At 74.4% G+C, this 22,454-nt stretch carries 23 protein-coding genes; 8 read left to right on the top strand and 15 right to left on the bottom strand.

The window, feature by feature from the left end:
* Positions 1-14 precede the first annotated feature (14 nt).
* A complete protein-coding gene (locus BFV98_RS21230) occupies positions 15-1,052 on the top strand; it encodes an RDD family protein (RefSeq protein ID WP_071097560.1) in 1,038 nt (345 codons plus the stop codon).
* Positions 1,049-2,152 (top strand): histidinol-phosphate transaminase, encoded by a 1,104-nt coding sequence (gene hisC / locus BFV98_RS21225; protein ID WP_013475036.1) that lies wholly within the window; start codon positions 1,049-1,051, stop codon positions 2,150-2,152. The genes BFV98_RS21230 and hisC overlap by 4 nt, the downstream gene beginning before the upstream one ends.
* A gap of 121 nt (positions 2,153-2,273) precedes the next feature.
* On the opposite strand, the gene BFV98_RS21220 is transcribed toward hisC, so the two are convergent.
* The 5 genes from BFV98_RS21220 to BFV98_RS21200 all read right to left on the bottom strand — a co-directional run bounded on the left by BFV98_RS21220 (position 2,274) and on the right by BFV98_RS21200 (position 6,640).
* On the bottom strand, positions 2,274-3,527 hold the full coding sequence (locus BFV98_RS21220) for a PQQ-binding-like beta-propeller repeat protein (RefSeq protein ID WP_071097558.1): 1,254 nt from the start codon (positions 3,525-3,527) through the stop codon (positions 2,274-2,276).
* Between the two features lie 67 nt (positions 3,528-3,594).
* Positions 3,595-4,077 (bottom strand): SRPBCC family protein, encoded by a 483-nt coding sequence (locus BFV98_RS21215; RefSeq protein WP_013288926.1) that lies wholly within the window; start codon positions 4,075-4,077, stop codon positions 3,595-3,597.
* A 113-nt stretch (positions 4,078-4,190) separates the two neighbouring features.
* Positions 4,191-4,400 carry a DUF397 domain-containing protein gene (locus tag BFV98_RS21210; protein ID WP_013288927.1) on the bottom strand — a complete coding sequence of 70 codons (210 nt, stop codon included), beginning with the start codon at positions 4,398-4,400 and terminating at the stop codon, positions 4,191-4,193.
* A gap of 177 nt (positions 4,401-4,577) precedes the next feature.
* The gene (gene fahA / locus BFV98_RS21205) at positions 4,578-5,777 is read right to left on the bottom strand and encodes a fumarylacetoacetase (RefSeq protein ID WP_071097556.1); all 1,200 of its coding nucleotides are present in this window, start codon (positions 5,775-5,777) and stop codon (positions 4,578-4,580) included.
* The gene (locus tag BFV98_RS21200; RefSeq protein WP_071097554.1) at positions 5,774-6,640 is read right to left on the bottom strand and encodes a hypothetical protein; all 867 of its coding nucleotides are present in this window, start codon (positions 6,638-6,640) and stop codon (positions 5,774-5,776) included. The genes fahA and BFV98_RS21200 overlap by 4 nt, the downstream gene beginning before the upstream one ends.
* A 94-nt stretch (positions 6,641-6,734) precedes the next feature.
* On the opposite strand from BFV98_RS21200, the gene BFV98_RS21195 reads away from it, so the two are divergent.
* Positions 6,735-7,901 (top strand): homogentisate 1,2-dioxygenase, encoded by a 1,167-nt coding sequence (locus BFV98_RS21195; RefSeq protein ID WP_071097552.1) that lies wholly within the window; start codon positions 6,735-6,737, stop codon positions 7,899-7,901.
* A 55-nt stretch (positions 7,902-7,956) separates the two neighbouring features.
* On the opposite strand, the gene BFV98_RS21190 is transcribed toward BFV98_RS21195, so the two are convergent.
* Genes BFV98_RS21190 through BFV98_RS21180 form a run of 3 tightly spaced genes read right to left on the bottom strand, consistent with a single transcriptional unit; the run spans position 7,957 to position 11,561 of the window.
* Positions 7,957-8,997, bottom strand: coding sequence for an NAD(P)-dependent alcohol dehydrogenase (locus BFV98_RS21190; RefSeq protein WP_071097551.1), 1,041 nt, complete (start codon positions 8,995-8,997; stop codon positions 7,957-7,959).
* Between the two features lie 45 nt (positions 8,998-9,042).
* On the bottom strand, positions 9,043-10,134 hold the full coding sequence (locus tag BFV98_RS21185; RefSeq protein ID WP_071098960.1) for a lipopolysaccharide assembly protein LapB: 1,092 nt from the start codon (positions 10,132-10,134) through the stop codon (positions 9,043-9,045).
* Positions 10,135-10,184: 50 nt separating this feature from the next.
* Positions 10,185-11,561 (bottom strand): BTAD domain-containing putative transcriptional regulator, encoded by a 1,377-nt coding sequence (locus tag BFV98_RS21180; protein ID WP_255368189.1) that lies wholly within the window; start codon positions 11,559-11,561, stop codon positions 10,185-10,187.
* Positions 11,562-11,728: 167 nt separating this feature from the next.
* Here BFV98_RS21180 and BFV98_RS21175 point away from each other — a divergent pair, with 167 nt between their 5' ends.
* Positions 11,729-12,259, top strand: coding sequence for a hypothetical protein (locus BFV98_RS21175; protein WP_071098958.1), 531 nt, complete (start codon positions 11,729-11,731; stop codon positions 12,257-12,259).
* Between the two features lie 37 nt (positions 12,260-12,296).
* On the opposite strand, the gene ispF is transcribed toward BFV98_RS21175, so the two are convergent.
* The 3 genes from ispF to BFV98_RS21160 form a co-directional block, all read right to left on the bottom strand.
* Positions 12,297-12,779 (bottom strand): 2-C-methyl-D-erythritol 2,4-cyclodiphosphate synthase, encoded by a 483-nt coding sequence (gene ispF, locus BFV98_RS21170; protein WP_013288935.1) that lies wholly within the window; start codon positions 12,777-12,779, stop codon positions 12,297-12,299.
* Between the two features lie 106 nt (positions 12,780-12,885).
* On the bottom strand, positions 12,886-13,581 hold the full coding sequence (gene ispD / locus BFV98_RS21165; RefSeq protein ID WP_071097547.1) for a 2-C-methyl-D-erythritol 4-phosphate cytidylyltransferase: 696 nt from the start codon (positions 13,579-13,581) through the stop codon (positions 12,886-12,888).
* Positions 13,582-13,634: 53 nt separating this feature from the next.
* The gene (locus tag BFV98_RS21160) at positions 13,635-14,120 is read right to left on the bottom strand and encodes a CarD family transcriptional regulator (protein ID WP_013288937.1); all 486 of its coding nucleotides are present in this window, start codon (positions 14,118-14,120) and stop codon (positions 13,635-13,637) included.
* Positions 14,121-14,448: 328 nt separating this feature from the next.
* Between BFV98_RS21160 and BFV98_RS21155 the strand changes: the two genes are divergently transcribed.
* Positions 14,449-15,144: a hypothetical protein gene (locus BFV98_RS21155; protein WP_071097545.1), complete on the top strand. Its 696-nt coding sequence runs from the start codon at positions 14,449-14,451 to the stop codon at positions 15,142-15,144.
* A gap of 85 nt (positions 15,145-15,229) precedes the next feature.
* Here the strand turns inward: BFV98_RS21155 and BFV98_RS21150 are convergent, their stop codons facing one another.
* From BFV98_RS21150 to BFV98_RS21135, 4 genes are all read right to left on the bottom strand, one after another.
* A complete protein-coding gene (locus BFV98_RS21150; protein ID WP_071097543.1) occupies positions 15,230-15,832 on the bottom strand; it encodes a hypothetical protein in 603 nt (200 codons plus the stop codon).
* A 39-nt stretch (positions 15,833-15,871) separates the two neighbouring features.
* A complete protein-coding gene (locus BFV98_RS21145; protein ID WP_013288940.1) occupies positions 15,872-16,933 on the bottom strand; it encodes a type III polyketide synthase in 1,062 nt (353 codons plus the stop codon).
* 157 nt (positions 16,934-17,090) lie between these two features.
* Positions 17,091-18,257 (bottom strand): acyl-CoA dehydrogenase family protein, encoded by a 1,167-nt coding sequence (locus BFV98_RS21140; RefSeq protein ID WP_071097541.1) that lies wholly within the window; start codon positions 18,255-18,257, stop codon positions 17,091-17,093.
* Positions 18,258-18,298: 41 nt separating this feature from the next.
* Complete coding sequence (locus BFV98_RS21135; RefSeq protein WP_013288942.1) at positions 18,299-19,057, bottom strand: methyltransferase domain-containing protein; 759 nt, start codon at positions 19,055-19,057, stop codon at positions 18,299-18,301.
* Between the two features lie 45 nt (positions 19,058-19,102).
* Here BFV98_RS21135 and BFV98_RS21130 point away from each other — a divergent pair, with 45 nt between their 5' ends.
* The 3 genes from BFV98_RS21130 to radA all read left to right on the top strand — a co-directional run bounded on the left by BFV98_RS21130 (position 19,103) and on the right by radA (position 22,377).
* Complete coding sequence (locus tag BFV98_RS21130) at positions 19,103-19,933, top strand: UbiA family prenyltransferase (protein ID WP_013288943.1); 831 nt, start codon at positions 19,103-19,105, stop codon at positions 19,931-19,933.
* Between the two features lie 141 nt (positions 19,934-20,074).
* A complete protein-coding gene (locus BFV98_RS21125; RefSeq protein WP_013288944.1) occupies positions 20,075-20,824 on the top strand; it encodes a hypothetical protein in 750 nt (249 codons plus the stop codon).
* Positions 20,825-20,928: 104 nt separating this feature from the next.
* Entirely contained in the window at positions 20,929-22,377 is a 1,449-nt protein-coding gene (radA, locus tag BFV98_RS21120) for a DNA repair protein RadA (protein ID WP_041799371.1), read from the top strand.
* Positions 22,378-22,454: the final 77 nt, after the last annotated feature.

The raw sequence follows: 22,454 nt of genomic DNA, 5'->3' as shown, positions 1-22,454 counted from the left end.
ACTAGGACGGCATCGTGAGTTTGGAACCCGGCTGGTACGTCGACCCCGCCGACACGGAGACCCGCAGGTGGTGGGACGGCGAGGGCTGGATCGGCGCGCCGATCCCGGTCGACGTCACCCCGCCCGACGGCCCGCCGCCCCCCGAACCGGAGCCCGCGCCGGTCACCCCGACGCCGGCCGCCGAACAGCAGGCCGCCGGCCCGGGCGGCCGTCCCGACGCGACCCCGACGTCCGGCGCGTCCGGCGCGCCCGGCCGGCCGGGCCCGTGGCCGGGACAACCGGGTCAGCCCGGCCAGGCCGGCCCGTGGCCGGGACAGCCGGGTCAACCGAACCCGTGGCCAGGTCAGCCGGGTCAGCCGGGTCAGCCCGGGCAGCCGGGACAGGCCGGGCCGGGCATGCAGGGACCGCCACCGGGCTGGCCGTACCCGCACTGGCCGGGCGCACAGCCGATCCCCCGCCCGCACGGACTGCCGCTGGCGTCGTACGGCGCCCGGCTGGTCGCGCGCCTGATCGACTTCGGCGTGGTGTTCCTGCTCAACGCCGTTGTCAACGGCTGGTTCGTCTGGCGCTACGTCGAGGCCGTCTCCCCGTACCTGCGTGAATCGGTGCGCCGGGCGCTCAACGGCGACACGTCCACCGAAGGGCTGCCCCAGATCGACGACCAGGCCGGCGGCCTCCAGATCGCCATTCTCGTGATCGCCACCGCGCTCTGGTACGCGTACGAGGTGCCGTCGATGGCGGCGCGCGGTCAGACCTTCGGCAAGCGGCTGATGGGCATTCGCGCGCTGCCGGTCGAGGCGGACCAGCCGCTCGGCTTCGGCCGGGCCACCCGGCGCTGGAGCACGCTCGGCCTGCCGACGCTGCTCTGGTACTGCTGCGGGCTGGGTCTGCTGCTCCAGCTCATCGACGCGATCTCGCCCCTGTTCGACCACCCGCTGCGCCAGGCCCTGCACGACAAGCGGGCGCAGACGGTGGTGGTCCAGCTCCCCCGCAAACGTGACACCGGTACCGCCCCGCCCGAGAGCGCCGACACCCCGGGAGACACCCCATGACCGAGACCGGACGCCACCAGCCTGCGCCGCGGCTCACCCGCGCCGACCTGGACGCGCTGCCCAACTACGTGCCCGGCCGCAGCCCCGCCGACCTGGCCCGGGAGCTGGGCCTGGCCGAGGCGATCAAGCTGGCCAGCAACGAGGTGCCGTACGGCCCGCTGCCGGGTGTGGTGGAGGCGGTCGCCGAGGCGGTCGCCGGTTCGCACCGCTACCCGGACATGGGCGTGGTGGCGCTGCGCCAGGCGCTCGCCGAGCGGTACGGCGTGGACGCCGACCGGATCGCCACCGGCTGCGGTTCGGTGGCGCTGGCCGAGCACCTGGTCCGCGCCACCTGCCTGCCCGGTGACGAGCTGCTCTACTCGTGGCGCTCCTTCGAGGCGTACCCGATCATCGCGGCGACCAGCGGCGCGACAAGCGTGCGGGTGCCGAACGACGCCGGCCACGGCCACGACCTGGACGCGATGGCGGCGGCGGTGACCGACCGGACCCGGATGGTCCTGGTCTGCAACCCGAACAACCCCACCGGTACGGCGGTGCGCCGGGCCGAGCTGGACCGCTTCCTCGACGCGATGCCGGACGACGTGCTCGTGGTGATCGACGAGGCGTACCGGGAGTTCGTCACCGACCCGGAGGTGCCGGACGGCCTGACCTACCTGGACCGGCCGAACGTGGCGGTGCTGCGCACGCTGTCCAAGGCGTGGGGCCTGGCCGGTCTGCGGATCGGCTGGCTGGTCGCGGCGCCGGAGGTGGCCGCCGCAGTGCGCAAGGTGGTCACCCCGTTTTCCACCAGCATGGCCGCCCAGGCCGGCGCGCTGGCCGCGCTCGCGCAGGCCGACGAGGTGGAGCGGCGCTGCGCGCTGGTCGTGGCCGAGCGGGACCGGGTCACCGAGGCGCTGCGCAAGTTCGTCCCGGACGTGCCGGACAGCCAGGCCAACTTCGTCTGGCTGCCGCTGGGCGACCGGGCGGTGGAGTTCGGCCGGGCGTGCGAGGCGCGTGGCGTGATCGTGCGCCCGTTCCCGGGCGACGGCGTCCGGGTCACCATCGGCACCCCGGCCGAGAACGACGCGTTCCTGGCCGCCGCCGAGGCCGCGCTGGCCTGACCGGGCGCGCCCGGCACCGGTCCGTCAACCCCCTACGGACCGGCGCCGGGCGTCTTCGTCCGACCGATCAGACAAGAGCACTATAGGTGCTTTTGTCCGTTTTTAGGCTTGACTCGCCAGATCAGGTCACCGCCAGCAACACCGGCTCGGCCATCAGGAAGTAGCCCTGGTCGTCGTCCTCCGGAGCGGCCTGCTCCCGCAGCCGCTCCACAGCGACGTAGCCGTCCACCGCGTACGCCCGGCCCGGCCGCCAGCCGATCCCGTCCCGGCCCAGGTCGAGCACGAAACCCGACCGGGTCGTACCGGTGAGCGGGTCGACGGTGATCAGTTCCCGCCGGTCGGTCAGCAGGTGCACCCGCCCCGGCTCGGTCGCGAGCACCCGGGCCGGATGGATGTCCGCCCGGCGCCACAGCTCCTCGCCGGTACGCGCCGAGCGCCCGACCACCACCGGGCCGGACGTGTCCACCGCCCGCTCACCGTCGAGCACCGTGTCCGGGTGGTCCAGGCCCGGCGCGGCGGCCGGCTCACCCGGGTCGGTCACCAGCCAGCCCCGGCTGCCCGCGCCGTCCGGCCCGGCGGTACGCAGCCCGCGGCAACCGGAGTGCCCGTCGCGGCAGCCCACCGGCGTGACGACGAGCTGTTCCGGCGCGTCCGGCGGCCGCCAGCGGGTCCGCACCGCACCGGTCGCCGCGTCCCGCAGCTCGACCGCGGCCGGGCCGTCGCAGCTGTCCACGCCGACCAGCTCACCGCTGGCGGTCGTGCCCACGTCGGACCGGCAACCCCTGCTCACGTCCGCGCGCCAGAGCCGGCGGCCGTCGGTGAGGTCGTACCCGCCGATGCCGCCCGGACCGGTCGCGAGCAGCACGGCCCGCCCCTCGGACGTGCGCGCCACGTGTAGTCCGGCCGGATCCCAGACCGTGGCGGCGAAGGTGCGTCGCGGCTCCGGCACCGACCCCGGCTGCGGGCCGTCGGCCCGCCAGGCCACCCGTCCGGTACGCGCGTCGAGCGCCACCAGCTTCCCGTCGGACCAGCGGCTGACCACCGTAGTGCCCTCGGCGAGCACTCCGACCAGCGTCGCCGGCCAGCGGCGGAAGGACCAGAACGGGGTGACCCGGTGCCGTCCGGTGACCGGCTGGTCCGCGTACACCTGACGGGTGCCCGCGTAGACGCGGAGCCGGCCGTCCACGACGAGGGGCGCCACCGGCAGCCGCGCGAGCACCCCGGCGGTCGGCGCGGGCACCGCCGGGTAGGGCTTCCGGGCCGGGGTGTCGACCTCGGCGGGCGCCAGCACCCGGACGACCACGGCGACCGACGCCGCGACGGCGAGCACCGCCACCAGCGCCACCACGGCCCGCCGCCTCGCGGCCTTCGCCATCCGTCACCTCCGCCCCGGCACCCTACCGGCCGCGTGCGGGCCGGGTACGGGGAGCGGCCGGGTCGGCTCAGGCGGCCTCGGTGGATCGGGCGGAACCGGCGGCCAGCGCCAGGTCGGCCAGGTCGCGCCGGAGCGCGCCCTCGACCGCGCGGGCGGCCAGGCCACCGAGGATCAGGGCCAGCACCCGCCCGTACGCCCGGGTCGGCACCGCCTCCTGCTCGACGGTGACCTCGGTGCAGCCACGCCGCCGCCGCTCGACGGTGCGCAGCGTCCAGGTGATCCGGTAGTCGGCGCCGGCACCGCGCGACCCGAGCACCAGGCGGCCGGGCGCGACCGCCTCGATCACCTCGAACTCCTCCGGTTCGGTGCCGCCGTCCGGCCGGACGCGGGTCTCCCGCCACACGGTGCCCGGCCCGAACCCGCCGGTGCCGAGGACCTCGACCGCGTCCACCGCCGAGAGCCAGTCGGCGCGGGCAGGGAGGTCGGTGAGCAGCCGCCACAGATCGGCGTCCTGCGCTTCGATGAATGCGGAAACCGTCACCGTCGACATGGCACCTCCCGTGTCGTACACGGTACGGGCCGTGACCGGAAACGGGGAGCCTCCCGGTGACATTTCCACCACCGGTGCCCCCGGCCGGGGCACCGGTGGTGGCGCAGGAGCGGTCAACCGCGGAGCGCGCCGCCCCGCAGCGCGGTCACGAACGCGGCCCAGCCCGGCGGGCTCACCGCGAGCGCCGGACCGTCCGGGTCCTTCGAGTCGCGTACGCCCACCACGCCGTGCTCGGCGACCACGTTCGTCGCCACCTCGACGCAGAGACCCTGATCGTTCGAGCGGCTGCTGGTGCGCCAGACGGCACCGGTCAACTCGGTCATGCTCGGTCCTTCCTGTTTCGGCTTCCGCGGGTACGCCCCGGCCCGGCACCGCGGGCGGCTCCCGGCTCGACCGGGAGCCACCGGCCGGGGCGTAGGTGATCCGGAGCGATCAACGCCGAAGGAAACGGCCCCGGTCGCACATCGGGTGCGACCGGGGCCGGTTCGGAAGGTCGGATCTCAGCGAGCCGGGAGGATCGTCCCGGTGACCTCGCCCAACGCGACTGCGGTGCCGTCCGGGCCGGGCGCGGCGGCGGTGATCGTCACCGTGTCGCCGTCCTCCAGGAACGTCCGCTCGCTGCCGTCGGCGAACTTGACCGGCTCGGACCCGCCCCAGGTCAGCTCCAGGAACGAACCGACCTGGCCGCGCTCCGGACCGGAGACGGTGCCGGAGGCGTAGAGGTCGCCGGTACGCAGCGACGCGCCGTTGACGGTGAGGTGCGCGAGCTGCTGGGCCGGGGTCCAGTACATGCCGGCGAACGGCGGCTCGGCGACCCGCTCGCCGTTCCACTCGACCGACAGCGTCAGGTCCAGCCCGAGGCGCGGGGTGTCGCGCAGGTAGTCCTGCACCGGCGGGTCCTGGTCCGGCGCGGGCACGAACGCGTCGGACAGCGCCTCCAGCGGCGTCACCCAGGCCGAGACGGAGGTCGCGAACGACTTGCCGAGGAACGGCCCGAGCGGCTGGTACTCCCACGCCTGGATGTCCCGGGCCGACCAGTCGTTGACGAGCACCACGCCGAAGACGTGGTCGGCGAAGTCGGCAACCGGCACCCGCTCGCCGAGCCGGCTCGGCACGCCCACCACGAAGCCCACCTCGGCCTCGATGTCCAGCCGGACCGAGGCGCCGGTGGTCGGGCCCTGCGCGCTGGCCCGCTGGCCGGTCGGGCGGGTCACCGGGGTGCCGGAGACGACCACGGTGCCGGCCCGGCCGTGGTAGCCGATCGGCACGTGCTTCCAGTTCGGCAGCAGCGGCGGCTGGCCGGGCCGGAAGATCTGCCCGACGTTCGAGGCGTGGTGCTCGGAGGAGTAGAAGTCGACGTAGTCGGCCACCTCGAACGGCAGCGCCATCTCGACCTCGCGCAGCGGCACCAGCAGCGGCTCGACCGCCGCCCGGTGCTCCGGCTCGGTGAGCAGCTCGACGACCCGCTGCCGGACCGCCGTCCACTGCGGGCGGCCGAGCGCCATGAAGGCGTTGAGCGTCGGCCGGCCCAGCGCGCCGCCGGCCAGCACCAGACCGGCGGCCTCCGCGCCGGCCAGGTCCAGCGCGAAGTCACCGATGCGGACGCCGACGCGCGGCTCACCCTCGCCGTGCCGGAACACGCCGTACGGCAGGTTCGTCACCCCGTACGGCGACCCTGCCACACCCGGAACCCAGCTCATGCCTCAAAGCCTCCGTTCACCAGCCCCAGCCGGATCAGATCGGTAAGTGGTTCGGAGATGCTGCACGAGCCGTACCCGACCCAGAGCGGGCGCTCGGCGTCGCGGTGCGCCCGGGCCGGCTCGACCACGCGTACCGGGTCGGTGGCGGCGAGCAGCTCGGCCACGCCGTCCACCTCGGCGCCCCCGACGGCGGCGAGCGTGGCGCCCAGCACGTTCACGAAACCGTGGTGGTTGAAGCCGGTCTCCGGGTCGCGGTGCCGGATCGCGTGGTGCAGCCCGGCGGTGAGCTTGAACGGCAGCTTACGGTCCCGGCACGCGCAGATCACCGCGGCCAGCTCGACCGGGGTGGGGAACAGTTCGGCGGCGAGCCCGCCGGTGCGGAACTTGGCGGCCACCGGCAGCCCGGCGGCGCGTGCCTCGGCGAGCGTGTCGAGCGCGCCCATCAGGCCGAAGGTCAGCGGGATCTCCGCGTACACGGCGGCGCCGTCGAGCCGGCCGGCGAGCGTCATCAGCTCGGACAGCCCGGGTTGCGGGTCCTCGCCGCGCTTGGCGACCGGCGCCTCGACCTGCCGGGCGGTCACCCCGTCGGGCGCGAGCGCGTCCAGCGCCTGCGGGAGCTGGTCCAGGCCGGTGTCGCCGATCAGCCCGATCACCAGGCCCTCGGCCGGGTCCACCAGGCCGTTCAACGACCCGCGCTGGATCTCCGAGGCGGGCAGCAGCAGCGGGCCGACCATGTCCGCGTACCACGCGGTTCGGTGGGTGCGGTGCGCGGTCACCGCGTCGGGCAGCGCGGCGTTGCCGGGCGGGAAGACCGCGGCGTCGTCCACCAGGCCGGAGAGGAGGCGGGGCACCTGCGTTGACACGAGACAAGAATGTACGGGACGCTACGAGGAACGGACAACAGCGTCCGATTATCGGACGCCACCGGCCGGAGAACGGGACATATCGGGAGGCGAGATGCCGTACTACCGCAGCGTCGGCGACGTGCCGCGCAAGCGCCACACCCAGTTCCGCCAGCCCGACGGCACTCTCTACGTGGAGGAACTGGTCGGCCAGGAGGGTTTCTCCTCCGACTCGTCGCTGCTCTACCACCGGCACGCGCCGACCGCGATCCTCGCCGCCGAGGAGTACGCCCCGCCCACAGTCACCCGCGTGCCCAACCTGCCGCTCAAGCCGCGCCACCTGCGCACGCACAAGCTCGACGGCACCGGCGCGGACCCGGTGCTCGGCCGGCAGTACCTGCTCGCCAACGACGACGTACGCATCGCGTACGTGCTCGCCGACCGGCCGTCGCCGCTGTTCCGCGACGCCACCGGCGACCACTGCCTCTACCTGGAGGCCGGGTCGATGCGGGTCGAGTCGCCGTTCGGCGTGCTCGACGCGGTAGCGGGCGACTACGTCGTCATCCCCACCTCGACCATCCACCGCCTGGTGCCCACCGGCGACGAGCCGGCCCGGCTGCTCGCCGTCGAGGCGTCCGGCCACATCGGGCCGCCCAAGCGCTACCTCTCCGTACGCGGCCAGTTCCTGGAGCACGCGCCCTACTGCGAGCGCGACGTCCGCGGACCGGACACGCCGCTGCTCGTCGACGGCGAGGAGGTGGAGGTGCTCGTCAAGCACCGCCGCGGGTGGACGAGGTACGTCTACGCCAACCACCCGTTCGACGTGGTCGGCTGGGACGGGCACATGTACCCGTGGGCGTTCTCCATCCACGACTTCGAGCCGATCACCGGGCGGATCCACCAGCCCCCGCCCGTGCACCAGACGTTCCAGGGCCCGAACTTCGTGATCTGCTCGTTCGTGCCGCGCAAGGTGGACTACCACCCGGCCGCCATCCCGGTGCCGTACAACCACCACAACGTCGACTCCGACGAGATGCTGTTCTACACCGGCGGCAACTACGAGGCCCGGCGCGGCTCCGGCATCGAGCAGGGCTCGATCTCGCTGCACCCGTCCGGCTTCACCCACGGCCCCCAGCCGGGCGCGGCCGAGCGGTCGATCGGGGCGGAGTTCTTCGACGAGCTGGCGGTCATGGTGGACACGTTCCGCCCGCTCGACCTCTGCGACGCGGCCGCCGACTGCGAGGACGACGGCTACGCCTGGACCTGGGCGCGCAAGTCCTGACGTACGCGAGAAGGGGCCGCGCCCGGCACGGACGCGGCCCCTTCGCACGCGGTCGTCAGAACGTGGACGCGTCGATGACGAAGCGGTAGCGCACGTCGGAGGCGAGCACCCGCTCGTACGCCTCGTTGATCTTCTCGGCCGGAATCACCTCGATCTCGGCGCCCAGCCCGTGCTCGGCGCAGAAGTCGAGCATCTCCTGGGTCTCCGCGATGCCGCCGATGTTCGACCCGGCGAACGACCGCCGGGCCGGGATCAGCGAGAACGCGTGCACCGACAGCGGCTTCTCCGGGGCGCCCACGTTGACGAGCGTCCCGTCCACGGCGAGCAGCCGCAGGTACGCGTCCATGTCGAGGGTCGCGCTCACCGTGTTGATGATCAGGTCGAACGAGCCGGCCAGCTCGGTGAACGTGTCCTCGTCGGAGGTCGCGTAGTAGCGGTCGGCGCCGAGCCGCAGCCCGTCCTCCCGCTTCTTCAGCGACTGCGACAGCACGGTCACCTCGGCGCCCATCGCGTGGGCCAGCTTCACGGCCATGTGGCCGAGACCGCCCATGCCGATCACCGCGACCCGGCGACCCGGCCCGGCGTTCCAGTGCCGCAGCGGCGAGTACGTGGTGATGCCGGCGCAGAGCAGCGGCGCGGCGGCGTCCAGCTCGATGCCGTCCGGGATGCGCAGCACGAAGTCCTCGGTGACCACGATGGCCTGCGAGTAGCCGCCCTGGGTCGGCTCGCCGTCCCGCCCCACCCCGCCGTACGTGCCGGTGCTGCCCTTCAGGCAGTACTGCTCCAGGCCCTTGCGGCAGTTGTCGCACTCCCGGCAGGAGTCGACGAGACAGCCGACGCCGACCCGATCGCCGACGGCGAACTTCGTGACCGCGGGGCCGACCTCACGCACCACGCCCGCGATCTCGTGACCCACCACGATCGGGTAGCGGGTCGGACCCCACTCGCTGCGCGCGGTGTGGATGTCGGAGTGGCAGATGCCGGAGAACTTGATGTCGATGAGAACGTCGTCCGGTCCGAGATCCCGCCGCTCGATCGTGGTCAGGGCGAGCGGTTCGGTCGCGGACGTCGCCGCGTAGGCATTGACGGTGAGCACTGATTCCCGCTTCCTTCAGCCGGTGTTTCCGGTCCTCCTACCCTCTCACCGGCGAGCGAACGCGGTGAATCCGGCCACCACCGACGCGGTGATCGCCCCGACCAGCGGCAACGGGCCGCCGACCAGCGCGTAAACGAGCAACAGCACCACCGCGGCGGCGGCCGCGTAGACCGGGACGACCAGGCCGCGCGACATCGCCTCCCGCAGGCCGGGCTGCCACGTCGCCGGGCGCCGCAGCAGCACCGCCACCCCGGCCACCGCCAGCACCGCGAACAGCCGGGACGCACCCGGCGAGGCCGGGGCCAGCGCCGCGACCAGCACACTCGCGATCAGGGACAACCCGGCCACCGACAGCAGGAGACGCCGGATGCCGGCGTCCACGGTCCGGACCGGGTCGGGACGGGCCACCGGCAGGTCGGCCATCGCGGTCAGGTGTTCCAGCGTCTCGGCGTACCGGCGTCGTTCCAGCCGGGCCACGCCCATGTCCTGCCCCGCCTCGCCCAGCCCTGGGTCCAGCCGCAGCGCCTCCCGGTAGGCCCGCTCGGCCAGGTCGAACAGTTGCAGCCGCACCGCGACCAGGCCCAGCACCAGGTGCGCCTCCGGCTCGTCCGGCGACAGCTCCACACCCCGCCACGCCGCGTCCAGCGCCGCCTGCCCGTTGCGCGACGCCGAGAGGACGGCGGCGGCACTGCGCTGCGCGTACGCGTCACCCGGCGCGCGCGCCAGGATCTCGTCGGCGGTGGCGGCGGCGGGCTTCCAGCGTTCGAGGTCGAGCAGCGCGAACCCGCGTGCCACGAGCGCCGGCACGACCTCCCCGGTGGCGGGTGGCACGGTGCCAGGCGTGTCGCTGGCTGGCGTCTCCGCGGCCGGCGTCCCGACGGCGGGCGGTTCAGGGGCGGGCGGGCCGCCGGCGGCGGTCACTGCGGCCTCGGCGGCGGCGAGCGCCTCGGATGGCCGGTCGGCGGCCAGGTGCATCCGGGCCAGCATGGTCAACGCGGGCACGTGCGCCGGTTCGGTCGCGATCAGCGCGGTGAGTTCGCCGATCCCCTCGTCGTAGCGCCCCAGCTCGGCGAGCAGGTGGGCGCGTTGCAGGTAACCGTCGGCGGCGGACTGGTCGGGGGCGGCGTCACTCGGCATCCCGGCGAGCGTATCCGCCCGGACCCACCGCGCGCCGAGGGTGCCCGGCGTCAGGCACTCCGGCAGGACACGCCCGCCCGGCCGCCGCACGTCCCCAGACTGCACCACCGGCGCAGCCCGCTCTCGTCCAGGAACAACCACCCGCACCGCCGGTCCGGGCAGACCCGCACCGTGAACCGGGCCGGATCGGCGAGCAGCTGCGCGCCGCTGAACGCGGCGGCGTGCACCGGCAGCCGCAGCCCGGCCGCCAGGTCCGGCCACCACCTGCCGCGTCCGTCGGTCTCGCGCCGGAAGACGAGCGTACGGGCGGCGGCCTCGGCGGCCCGCGCGACAGTCTCGAAGGCAGCGCCGTCGTCCGGGTCGACCAGGCTGGCGTAGAGCGCGGCGCGGAGCGTACGGGCCTCGTCGAGCACCGCCTCCGCCGCTGCCGGGTCACGGCGCGCGAGGTGCAGCAGGCGGTTCGTCGAGACCTCGTCCACCAGCCCGACGTGGCCGGCCCAGACGGCGAGGGTCCGGTAGCCGCGCAGCCACTCGGCGCCGGGCAACGGCGGCTCGTGCCCCCACCCGGCGAGGGTGTTGCAGAAGTCCAGGGCCGGGTGGCCGCCCACGCTCCACGGCAGGCTCTCGTCGCCGACCCGGATCTCGTGCATCGGCCGGGCGGCCCGGTCCAGCCGGTCGTCGCCCGCGAGCACCCGGCGCTGCACCTCCCGGAGGCGGGGCCCCGGCTCGACGCCGAAGTCGGCCGCGAGCAGGTCCCGGGTGGCGTTGTAGAGGCGCAGCGCGTCGGCCCGCCGGTCGCCCCGGTACAGGGCGGTCATCAGGACCGCCACGAGGTGTTCCCGCGTCGGGTGCTGGGCGGCCAGCGGCATCAGGTCGGCGACCGCGCGCGTGTGCCGGCCCAGCGCGAGCTGCGCCTCGGCCCGAAGCTCCACGGCGACCAGGCGAAGTTCCTCGACCGTGCCGTGCAGCCGGTCCCGCAGCTCGTCGTCCGCCGCGTCGGCGAGCAACGGCCCGCGCCAGAGGGCGAGCGCCCGGTCGAGCGACCGCACCCGCTCGGCGGGGTCGGCGGCACGCCCGGCCGCCCGGACCAGGTCGGCGAACTCGTCGACGTCGACCCGGTGCCCGTCCTCCTCCACCGCGTAGCCCTCGCCCCGGGTGCTGATCCGCACCCCGTACGGGTTGAGCGAGCCCCGCAGCCGCCCGATGTACGTCTGCACCGCGCTCCGGGCCGTGGCCGGCGGCCGGCCGTTCCAGAGCAGGTCGATGAGGCGGTCGGTCGGCACCACCCGGCCCACGTCGAGCAGCAGCACCCCGAGCAGGCAACGCTCCTGACGCCGGCTGCCGACCTCGACCGGCCGGCCGTCGTGGCGGGCCTCGAACGGCCCGAGCAGGCGGAACTCCATACCGAACAGGACGGGTCGGCCCAAGCCCGGGGTTGTCGCCCGACGGTGATCGCGTGGTGAGGAACCCGGCCGGCCGGGTCCGCCCGCTCGACTGTTGCCGCTCGACGCGGTGATCCGGTGGTGACCGGGCCCGGTGATGCTCGCCGCCCGGACCGGCGAGGGATCCGGACCAGCGAGGGATGGAGTGGAACATGCGGTTCAGGATGAGCATCGCGGTGGCGAGCGTCGTGGCGGCGGTGGTTGCGGCCCTACCAGGCTCGGCGTCCGCCGCGCCGGAGCGGCATCCCGCCCCGGGTGCCTGGGAACCGGCACCCCAGGCGCCGTTCGAGATGCCAGCGGGCGCGCGATGCGAGTTCGCGGTACGGGTCGAGCCGATCGTGGACGAGGTGCGGAAGCTGACGATCGAGACCTACCCGGACGGCACGCCGAAGCGGGAGTTGTTCACCGGCGCTCTGATCAACCGGGTGACGAACCTGGAGACCGGCGCCACCTCGACGGCGGACGCGAGCGGCACCGCCCTCGTCGTCTACCGCGCCGACGGCTCGATGACCTGGTACGTGACCGGGCCGGTGCTGCTCGGCTTCCGGGAGAACGCCGGCACCCTGCCGAAGGGGCTGTGGATCGTCGACGGCCGGTTCCGGGTGGAGTTCTCCCCCACCTACGACAAGACGATCACGATGCTCCACGGCACTACTCACAACGTCTGCACCGACGTCGACTGATCGGGTGACGCGGTGGCCGGCGTCCCCGGTCACCGCGTCAGCCGGCCGGAGCCTCGTAGATCAGGGCCACCGCGATCCCGGCCAGCCCTTCCCCGCGCCCGGTGAAGCCGAGGCCGTCGGTGGTGGCCGCGGAGACGGTCACCGGCGCGCCCACCGCCTCGGAGAGCACCCGCTGCGCCTCCTCCCGGCGCGGCCCGATCTTGGGGCGGTTGCCGACGACCTGCACCGACACGTTGCCGATCTGGAAGCCCGCCGCCCGTACCCGGCGTGCGCTCTCGGTCAGCAGCGCCACCCCGGAGGCACCGGCCCACTCCGGCTGGTCCACGCCGAAGTTCGCGCCCAGGTCGCCGAGACCGGCAGCGGAGAGCAGGGCGTTGCAGGCGGCGTGCGCGGCAACGTCCGCGTCGGAGTGACCGGCCAGGCCGTCCTGGTCCGGCCAGTGCAGGCCCGCGACCCAACAGGGCCGCCCGGCCGCGAACGCGTGCACGTCGGTGCCGACAGCCACCCGAGGAACGATCATGACCAGAGGGTACGCACACCTCGGGAGAGATCTTGGTAGCAAAGGGCCCCTATGAGGGCCGTTTCGTACCAAGATCTCGAAGCCCGCGTGCCGCGCGGGCGGCGCGTCAGGTGCCTGTGGTCAGCAGGTGTTCGGCCAGGGCCATGTCGAACGGGCGGGTGATCTTCAGGGCCAGCTCGGAGCCGGGCACGCACATGACCGCGCCGCCCTGCTTCTCGATCAACCCGGCGTCGTCGGTCAGCGCGTCACCGGCGGACCGGTGGGCCGCGACCAGCACCGACCGGCGGAAGCCCTGCGGCGTCTGCACCGCCCGCAGCGCGGACCGGTCGACTGTGCCGAGCACCCGCTCGGTCGCGTCGACCTCCTTGATCGTGTCGACCACCGGCAGTACCGGAATCACCGCGTCGTGCCCGTCGCGGACCGCCGCGGCCACCGACTCGACCAGGTGGGGCGGGGTGAGCGCGCGGGCCGCGTCGTGCACCAGGACGATCTCCGGACCGGCGGGAACTGCGGCGAGTGCCGCCGCCACCGACTCCTGGCGTTCGGCACCACCGGAGACCACTGTCACCGGGGCGACGGGGGCGAGCATCGCGCGTACCGCCTCGACCTCGGTCGCCGGCGCGGCCACCACGATCGTGTGCACGGAAGGCGCGGCGGCGATCCGGCGGACCGCGTGTACGAGCAGCGGCTCACCGGCGAGCAGCCGGAGCGCCTTCGGGGCGCCGGGTCCGAGGCGTACCCCGGCACCTGCCGCAGGAACGAGGACCGCGACGTCACCGCGCGGATTGAGCTGCGCGGTCACGTCGCGGTCCTCGGATTCGTTCGCTGCGGGGTGAGTAGAGGCAGAGGCGTGGATCAGGCCTCGGTCAGCACCTTGTCGAGCAGCGTCTCGGCCTCGTCCTTGGTGCTCTTCTCCGCCAGCGCGACCTCGCCGACGAGGATGTCACGGGCCTTGGCGAGCATCCGCTTCTCGCCCGCCGACAGGCCCCGCTCCCGCTCCCGGCGCCACAGGTCGCGGACGACCTCGGCCACCTTCAGCGGGTTACCGGAGGCCAGCTTCTCCAGATTCGCCTTGTAACGCCGCGACCAGTTGGTCGGCTCCTCGGTGTGCGGTGCACGGAGCACGTCGAAGACCTTGCCCAGGCCCTCTTCGCCAACCACTTCGCGCACACCCACGATCTCGGCGTTCTCGGCGGGCACCCGGACCGTCAGGTCACCCTGTGCGACCCTCAGGACGAGGTATTCCCTGGGCTCGCCCTTGATGACCCGAGTCTCGATTGCCTCGATGAGTGCGGCCCCGTGGTGGGGGTAAACAACGGTCTCGCCGACACTGAAAACCATAGGTTCGAAACCCCTTTCGCTGTGTCTAGGGTAACACGCTCAGGCACCGATGTCTCACCGCTGTCCTGATCGTTGGCGCAGCTCAGGGGCCCTGTGAGAGGTATTTCTTCAGCTTGACAGGCGGTCAAACCGATGCTTTCGACACGCTCCGTGAGGAACACGTGACAACCCGGTAAGGGGTGACGGGAGCGTCCAGATCTAGGGCAATGCGCTCCTTCCATGGTAGCTCCGCAAGTCCGTCCGCGCCCAGGTGTGGCGTTACGGCGGTCGGTGCGGGACGCTGGTGAGGGACGTGACGTCCGCTCACCGAGACGTTCCTGGGGGTCCGATGGGCGTGCCTGACGCTGACGGCCAGGGGCCGCCGGACGGGCTGCCCGGCCTGCCTCCGGAGTGGGGCCGGGTGGTCGTCCCGGACGACGCCTCGGCGCTCGCCGACGAGGCCCGGCAGGTCCGCCGGGAGCTGCGCCGCGCGCGGCAGGGCTCCGGCCGGCGTACCGTTCCGGCCCGCCTCGGGCTGCCGGTGCTGATCCTGCTCGTGTCGGTGCTCGTCACGCTCGCCGGGCTGGCCGCCGTCACCTGGCCGCGCACCACCACGCGGTCCGGCGCGCCGACGGTGCTCCCCCGCTCCACCACCGCGCCGCAACCGGTCGGCCCGCTGCCCGCGCTGGACCTGGTCGGCGCGGACGACACGCCGGTACCGCTGCGCAGCCTGCTGCCCGCCATGATCATCCTGGTCGACGCCTGCGCCTGCGCCGAGCAGGTCGGCACCGCGGCGCGCGCCGCGCCGCCCGGCGTCACTGTGGTCACCGTGACCGAGGGCCGCAGCGCCGGACCCGCGAGCGTCCCCGGGGTACGCCCGCTCGGCGACCCGGCCGGCGGCCTGCGCTCCTACCTGCACCTGTCCGCCCACCCCGGCACCGCCGCCGCGCTGCTCGTGGATCGGCAGGGCTCGCTGGTCCGGGTGGTGCCGGAGCTGGGCCCGCTGTCGGACTACGGCGCCGACCTGGCCCGGCTGGGCAGCTGACAGGCCGGTCCGGGAGCGCCGGCTGGGCGGCCGAGCTGCCGGCCCGAGGAGGCGGGAGCTGCCGGTGCCCGGCGCGCGACGGCTGTCAGTAGAGCGCTTCGAGCCGGGCGTCCAGCTCGGCCCGGCCGCGTACACCGGTGAACCGCACCAGCACCGGCGCGCCGGTGCCGCCCAGGAAGGGCAGCTCCAGTCGCCCGCCGCAGCGGAGGAACCGCCGCGCGTCGCCGGTCCCGGTGCCGGACAGCTGCACGGCGATCGATCCGTCCCCGGAGCAGCTCACCGTCAGCCGGTAGTCGTCGCCCCGCGACGGGTTCACCTGCCGTACGACGGGCGGCCCGTCCGGCGTCAGGTCGGACGTCTCCCGCCACACCACGTGCGACACCTGGAGCACACGCGAGGTGCCGTCGTCCTCGACCCGGATCACCACCGACCGGTCCGGCGCCGTGGCCGGGGCACGGAGTGCCCGGGGCGTCGGGTCACGCCCCGGCCGTGCCGGCCAGGCGTCGCCGGTCGACGGGTCGACCCGCCAGGTTCGGGCGACGGGTTCGGCGCTCGCGGGCGGCGCCGGCACGGCCGTGGCCGCACCCGGCTCGGGTGCCGCCGACCGCCACCAGGCCGCACCGGCCGCCAGCGCCAGAACGGTCAGGACGGTCAGCGGTACCCGTCCGTCCCGCTCGTCGGAGGCCATGACGGCAGCGTATCCGTGCGGCCCGGGCGGGGCGAGCCGTCAGCCCACCCGTTCCAGCAGCACCGCGTAGAGCGTCAGGCCCGGTCCGAACGCGAGCATCACCACCCAGCGCGGCGGCGACGGCTCCGTACGCCACAGCCGGTCCAGAATCAGCAGCACGGTCGGGGACGAGCAGTTGCCGTGCTCGGCGAGCGTCCCCCGGGAGGCGGCGAGGCCGTCCGGCGGCAGGGCCAGCTCACGCTCCACCACGTTGAGGATCCGCGGACCGCCCGGATGCACCGCCCAGCCGTCCACGTCGGAGCGCTCGCACCCGTGCCGCGCCAGCAGCTCGTCGATCAGCGTCCGCACGTGCCGGGACAGGACCTGCGGCACCTTCGGCGACAGCCCCATCCGGAAACCGGTGTCGGTGACGTCCCAGGTCATGTGGTCGGCGGTGGAGGTGTCGGTGACCGAGGTGACCTCGCGCAGCGCGTACCCCCGGCCGCCGGGGACGACCACGGCGGCGACCGCGGCGTCCGAGAACAGCGCGTGGGAGACGATCTGCTGGGTGTCCACCCGGGCACCAGGCGGCTGGATGTGCAGGCTGGTCAGCTCCGCGCAGAGCAGCAGCGCCGGTCGCCCGCGGGCGGTGACGAAGTCGCTCGCCGCGCCCAGCCCGGGCAGGGCCGCGTAACAGCCCATGTGCCCGACGAACATGCGCTGGGTGCTCGGCGACATCCCCAGATCCCGGGCGAGCAGGATGTCCAGCCCCGGGGTGGCGTACCCGGTGCACGAGCAGACGATGAACAGCCCGATGTCGGAGGCGTCCAGGCCGGCGGCGGTGAGAGCCCGGCTGACCGCCTCCTTGCCCAGCGGCAGCGCCTCGACCTGGTAGCGGCGCATCCGGCGCTCGGTCGGCCACTCCGAGACGTCCTCCAGCAGCGGGTTGACCGCCGCCTGCCGCCGGGTCACGCCCGAGTTCGCGAAGATCCGCTCGGCCAGCGCCCGGGTGTTCCCCTGGAAGTGCTTCGCGAAGAAGCCCGTCCACAGTTCGTCCTGCATCGCAGCCGGCGGTTGTGCCGTACCCAGACCCGCGATCACCGGTATGCCCACGTCCCCCACCCCTGAGCCCTCCCTCACCTCTCGCACCGACTCCTGGTCACCGTGCCGCTTCTCGTTCGCGACTGCGGGGCTCGCAGAACCGGCTCACTCCTCGCGCTCACCGTGCCGCTTTTCGTTCGCGACTGCGGGGCTCGCAAAACCGGCTCACTCCTCGCGCTCACCAACGAGGGAGCGCGCTGTCCCGGTCCGGGTCGCCGCCCAGTGCGGCGATGCCGAGCCAGTCGGCGCACACGTCGGACGTGGCCGGATGCAGCGAGCCGCAGCGGGCGTCCCGGTAGAGCCGCTCCAGCGGATGCCCGCGGCGGGTCGCCGACGTACCGGCCGCCTCCAGCATGGAGGCCGCCACCTCGGCGGCTGTGGTGCCGGCGAGCAGCTTGGCCCGCCACACCCAGCGGTTCGTCTCGGCGTCGCCGGGTGCCTCGTCGACCCGGCGGGCCGCCTCGGCGACCACCAGTTCGGCGGCGGCGGTGGCCGCGTCGGCCCGGCCCAGGCGGGCCCGCACCGCGGGCAGCCCGGCGAGGTTGCGGGCGTTGAGGTGCTCGGCCGCGGCGTCGATGGCGGCCCGGGCCACGCCGACGTAGACCGCCGCGTAGCTCGCCACCAGCCAGTGCGGCATGAGCTGGGCGACGACCAGGGCCAGCCCTTCGACGCCGCCGAGCAGCCGGTCGGCCGGGACCGTCACGTCCAGGTGCACGTCGTGCGAGGAGGTGGCCCGCATGCCGAGCGAGTCCCAGGTGGGCTCGACGGTGATCCCGTCCCCAGCCGGGACCAGGAACTGCGACACCACGGACTGGTCGGCGGCGCTGCGGGCGGCCACCAGGTAGCCGTCCGGGTGGCCGGCGCCGGAGCAGAACGTCTTGCTGCCCTTGATGTGCCAGCCGCCGTCGACCGGCTCGTAGACGGTGCTGAGCTGGGACAACCGGGCGCCGGCGCCGCGTTCGCTCATCGCGACCGCGTACCAGGCGCCGTCGGCCGCCGCGCGCAGCAGCCGGTCCCGCGCCGCCAGCGCCTCGTCCGGTACGCCGAGCGCCTCGGCCAGTTCCTCGGTGACCGCGCCGAGCGCCCCGGTGACCGAGGCGTGCATGTTGAACACCAGCGCGGTCGCGCCGTTGCCCCGGGCCAGTTCGGTGGCGACAGCGGCGTACTCGGCGAAGCTCGCGCCCGTGCCGCCCAGCTCGGGGGGCACCATCAAGCCGAACAGCCCTGCTGCCCGCAGGTCCGCGAAGTCGTCCACGGGGAACGAGCCGTCGCGGTCGTGCTCGGCCGCGCGGGCGGCCAGTCGCGGCGCCAACCGGCGGGCCGCCTCCAGCGCGTGCACAGTCATGTCGCCCCCTTCTCGGCGTCCTTTACCCCGGGCGGCCCCGGCTACCCGCCCCGGCGCCCCCAGCCCTGGTACAGCACCGCCGTCGACCGGGTCGGCACGATGCGCGGTTCGGTCCTGCCCGGACGGACGGCGCCGCCGCGCATGCGGCGCAGCAGCCAGGCCAGCGTGCCGCCCAGCTCCGGCCGGACCCCGCGCACCGTCAACGACACGCCGTGCCGGGCACACTCGGCGACCAGCGCGCGGGCGTCGACGAACAACCGCGGGTCGTGGATGCCGCGCGGCACTGTGGGCAGCCGTTCGCCCAGCTCCACAGCGATCAGCCGGGCCGGCAGCGTGTCGTTGAGCGTGTCCAGCACCAGCAGGCCGCCCGGGCGCAGCAGCCGGCACGCCTCGGCGACCGCCCGCCGCCAGTCCGGTACGTGCTCCAGCAGCTCACCGGCGGAGACCACCGCCGCGCAGCCGTCGGCCAGCGGCACCGCCGTCGCGTCGGCCTGGACCACCGTCACGCCGTGCGCGGCGGCCTGGTCGAGCGCGGAGCGGGTCAGGTCGACCCCGACGTGGCGGTAACCCTTGCCGGCCAGGTGCGGCGCCAGCAGCCCGGCGCCACAGCCCAGGTCGACGAGCAGGTCGTCCGGGGTGGACGCCGCTGGTACCAGCGCCGCCCGGGCCCGGGCCAGCCAGTGCAGCATCGCGAACGCGCCGTCCGGCCGCCACCACTCGCCGGCCAGGTCGTCGTACTGCCGGGGGTCGTTCGGCGGCAGCACCCGGTACGGAGTGGACACCGGCGACGCGTCGGGCATGCGTCGAGCGTGGCACGACTGCCCGGTAACGACCAGACTTCCCTTATGTCGACACGGGTGTTAGGGCTGGTCAGGGCGAGCCATCCGGAGCCCGCGGCGGCGGTCACGGTGGTCGCCGCGCTGCTCGCCGCCGGTGTCGGGCACTCGGCGGCGGGTGTCGTGCTCGTGGCGCTGACGGTGCTGGCCAGCCAGCTCGCGGTCGGGTGGAGCAACGACCTGATCGACGCCGAGCGGGACGCCGCTGTGGGGCGTACCGACAAACCGGTGACCACCGGCGAGGTCGCCCGTCCGACGCTGGCCCGGGCCACGGCGGTGGCCGCCGTCGCCGTGCCGGTGCTCGCGCTGGCCGGCGGCCCGGCCGCGGCGGCCTGCGCCACGCTGGGCCTCGTCTCCGCGCTGCTCTACAACCGGCCGCTGAAGTCGACGCCGGTGTCGGTGCTGCCCTACGCGGTCTCGTTCGGCGCGCTGCCCGCGTTCGTGGTGCTGGCGCTGCCCGGCTCGCCGGTGCCCCCGGCCTGGCTGGTGGCCGCCGCCGCGCTGCTCGGCGCCGGCGCGCACTTCGCGAACGTGCTGCCGGACCTGGCCGACGACGCCCGGACCGGGGTGCGCGGCCTGCCGCACCGGCTCGGGCCGGTGGGCAGCCGGCTGGCCGCCGCCGGGCTGCTGCTCGCGGCCACCGTCGCGCTGGTCCTCGGCCCGCCCGGGCCGCCGTCGTGGACCGGCCTGTCGGCGGTCGCCGCCGCCGTCGCCGTGCCGGCGGTCGGCTGGTACGCGGGACGCGCGACAGCCGGACGCTCGGCGACCGCCTTCCGGGCGGTGCTGGTGGTGGCGCTCATCGATGTGGTGCTGCTGGTGACGAGCGGCCGGGTGGTCTGAGGAGTCCACTCCGAGGTGGCATTGCCGGGTCCGCGTGCGGGCCTCGATCAGCTCCAACTACCCTGGAGCGCGGTCTGCGCGGGTATGGCCACCCCGTGCCCGGTGGTCGACCGGGCGGGGATCGTGACGAGGAGGACCGACGTGACGCGCTCGATCAGGGGTTCCCGGGGGCCGGCCCTGCTGCTGGCCGGCACGGCGGCGGCGAGCCTGCTGCTGTCCGGGTGCGGCGCCGGGCAGATTTCCGAGACCGCCAACAAGATCCCGTCGGTACAGGGCGTCAACGTCCAGACGTCCGACAACCTCTTCAAGGTGCGCGGGCTCTACGTGCAGTTCCCGGGCCCGAAGGGCTACGAGGCCGGGTCGAACGCGCCGGTCAACGTGGTGATCTACAACGACAGCGAGAAGCCGGTGACAGTGACGGTCACCACCGACAGCGCGCGGGAGATCGTGCTCACCGGCTCCGGCGCGGGTGAGAGCGGCGCGGCCACCCCGACCGGTTCGCCCACCGAGCCGGTCACCACCTCGCCGACCGCGAGCGACCCGAGCGCGTCGCCGAGCCAGTCGCTGGAGGTGACCGGGTCGCCGTCGGCCAGCCCGTCGCCGAGCGAGAGCGAGTCCGCGCCCGCCGGTCAGCCGGCCCGGATCGAGATCCCGGCCCTCAGCTACGCCCAGCTCAACGCCGGCAACCCGCGGTTCCTCCAGCTCGTCGGCCTGAACGAGAAGCTGCTCGTCGGCCAGCAGGTCAACCTGACCTTCGACTTCGGCGACGGCAAGGTCGTCAAGACCCCGGCGCCGATCGGCATCCCGCTGACCCCGGAGGCCACGCCGTCGAAGATCGTGAACCCGCGTGAGCACGCCGGTGAGGACGGCGGCGCCGAGGGCGGCCACTGACCTCTCCCCTCCTTCCGTCGGCACCGCCGCCGTGGCCAGCGCCACGCCGGCGGTGTCGCCGTTTCGGGTGGGCTTTCGTCGTACGGGCCGGTTAGCGTCCGGTGGTGACCACGCCCCGATCGACCCCCTCCCGTGCCGGCGCCGGCCGCGGTCGCGCCGCCACCCGCGAACCCCGCCCGGCCTACGAGTGCGACGCCTGCGGCCACCAGCCCCCGAAGTGGGTGGGCCGGTGCCCCGAGTGCGGCGAGTGGGGTTCGGTGGTCGAGTGCACGGTCACCGGCCCGATCGTCTCCGGCCGAGTGGTCAGCTCGCGGATGCCTGCCGAACCGGCCCGGCCGATCGCCACGATCAGCGCCGCGCCCGCCCGGGCCCGTCCCACCGGTGTGAGCGAGCTCGACCGGGTGCTCGGCGGCGGCCTGGTCCCCGGCGCTGTGGTGCTGCTCGCCGGTGAGCCCGGGGTGGGCAAGTCGACGCTGCTGCTCGACGTGGCCCAGCAGTGGGCGGCCGGCGCCGGCAGCCCGTCGCTGGTGGTCAGCGGCGAGGAGTCGGTCAGCCAGGTGCGGCTGCGCGCCGAGCGGATGGGCACCCTGCACGACCAGCTCTATCTGGCCGCCGAGAGCGACCTGTCGGCGGTGCTCGGCCACCTCGACGCGGTCAAGCCGGGGCTGCTGGTGCTCGACTCGGTGCAGACCATCTCGACCACCGGCACCGAGGGCGTGCCGGGCGGCGTCACCCAGGTCCGCGCGGTCACCGCCACCCTGGTCGCGGTGGCCAAGGAGCGCGGCATCGCCACCGTGCTGGTCGGGCACGTCACCAAGGACGGCCAGGTGGCCGGTCCTCGCGTGCTGGAGCACCTGGTCGACGTGGTGCTGCACTTCGAGGGCGACAAGCACTCCTCGCTGCGCATGGTGCGCGGCGTGAAGAACCGCTTCGGCGCGGCCGACGAGGTGGGCTGCTTCGAGATGCACGAGGGCGGCATCAGCAGCCTGGCCGACCCGTCCGGCCTGTTCCTGACTCGCTACTCCGAACCGGTGCCGGGCACCTGCGTGACGGTGGCGATGGAGGGGCGCCGGGCGTTGGTGACCGAGGTGCAGGCGCTGATCGGGGCCACCGTGGCCGGCTCGCCGCGGCGTACCGTCTCCGGCCTGGACAGCGCCCGGCTGGCGATGGTCCTCGCGGTGCTCCAGCGCCGCACCGAGCGGCTCACGCTGCACGACCGGGAGGTCTTCGCCGCCACCGTCGGCGGCATCCGGGTGGTGGAGCCGGCGGCCGACCTGGCGGTGGCGCTCGCTGTCGCCTCCGGCGGGCTCAACCTGGCGCTCAACCCGCATCTGGTGGCCATCGGCGAGGTGGGTCTCACCGGCGAGGTCCGTCGCGTCGGCGCGGTGCCCCGGCGGCTGGCCGAGGCCGCCCGGCTCGGCTTCCGGCTGGCTCTCGTGCCGCCCGGGTGCGGGCCGGAGAGCAGCGGCGCCGGGCCGGAGAACATGCGCGTGATCGAGGTCACTGACGTGCGTGCCGCACTCCAGGCGGCCGCCCGCGCGTCGGCGGAGTGACACGGTGGCATCCGCCGGGCGTTTCCGGGCAGGCCACGCAGGCCGCGCCGACCCGTCCGAGCCGGGCATCGTGACAC

It is taken from the genome of Micromonospora sp. WMMB235 (genome assembly GCF_001855515.1).
Lineage (GTDB): Bacteria > Actinomycetota > Actinomycetes > Mycobacteriales > Micromonosporaceae > Micromonospora > Micromonospora aurantiaca.
The sequence above is the reverse complement of the archived record's forward strand: the minus strand, read 5'-3'. Positions and strand labels throughout refer to the sequence as shown.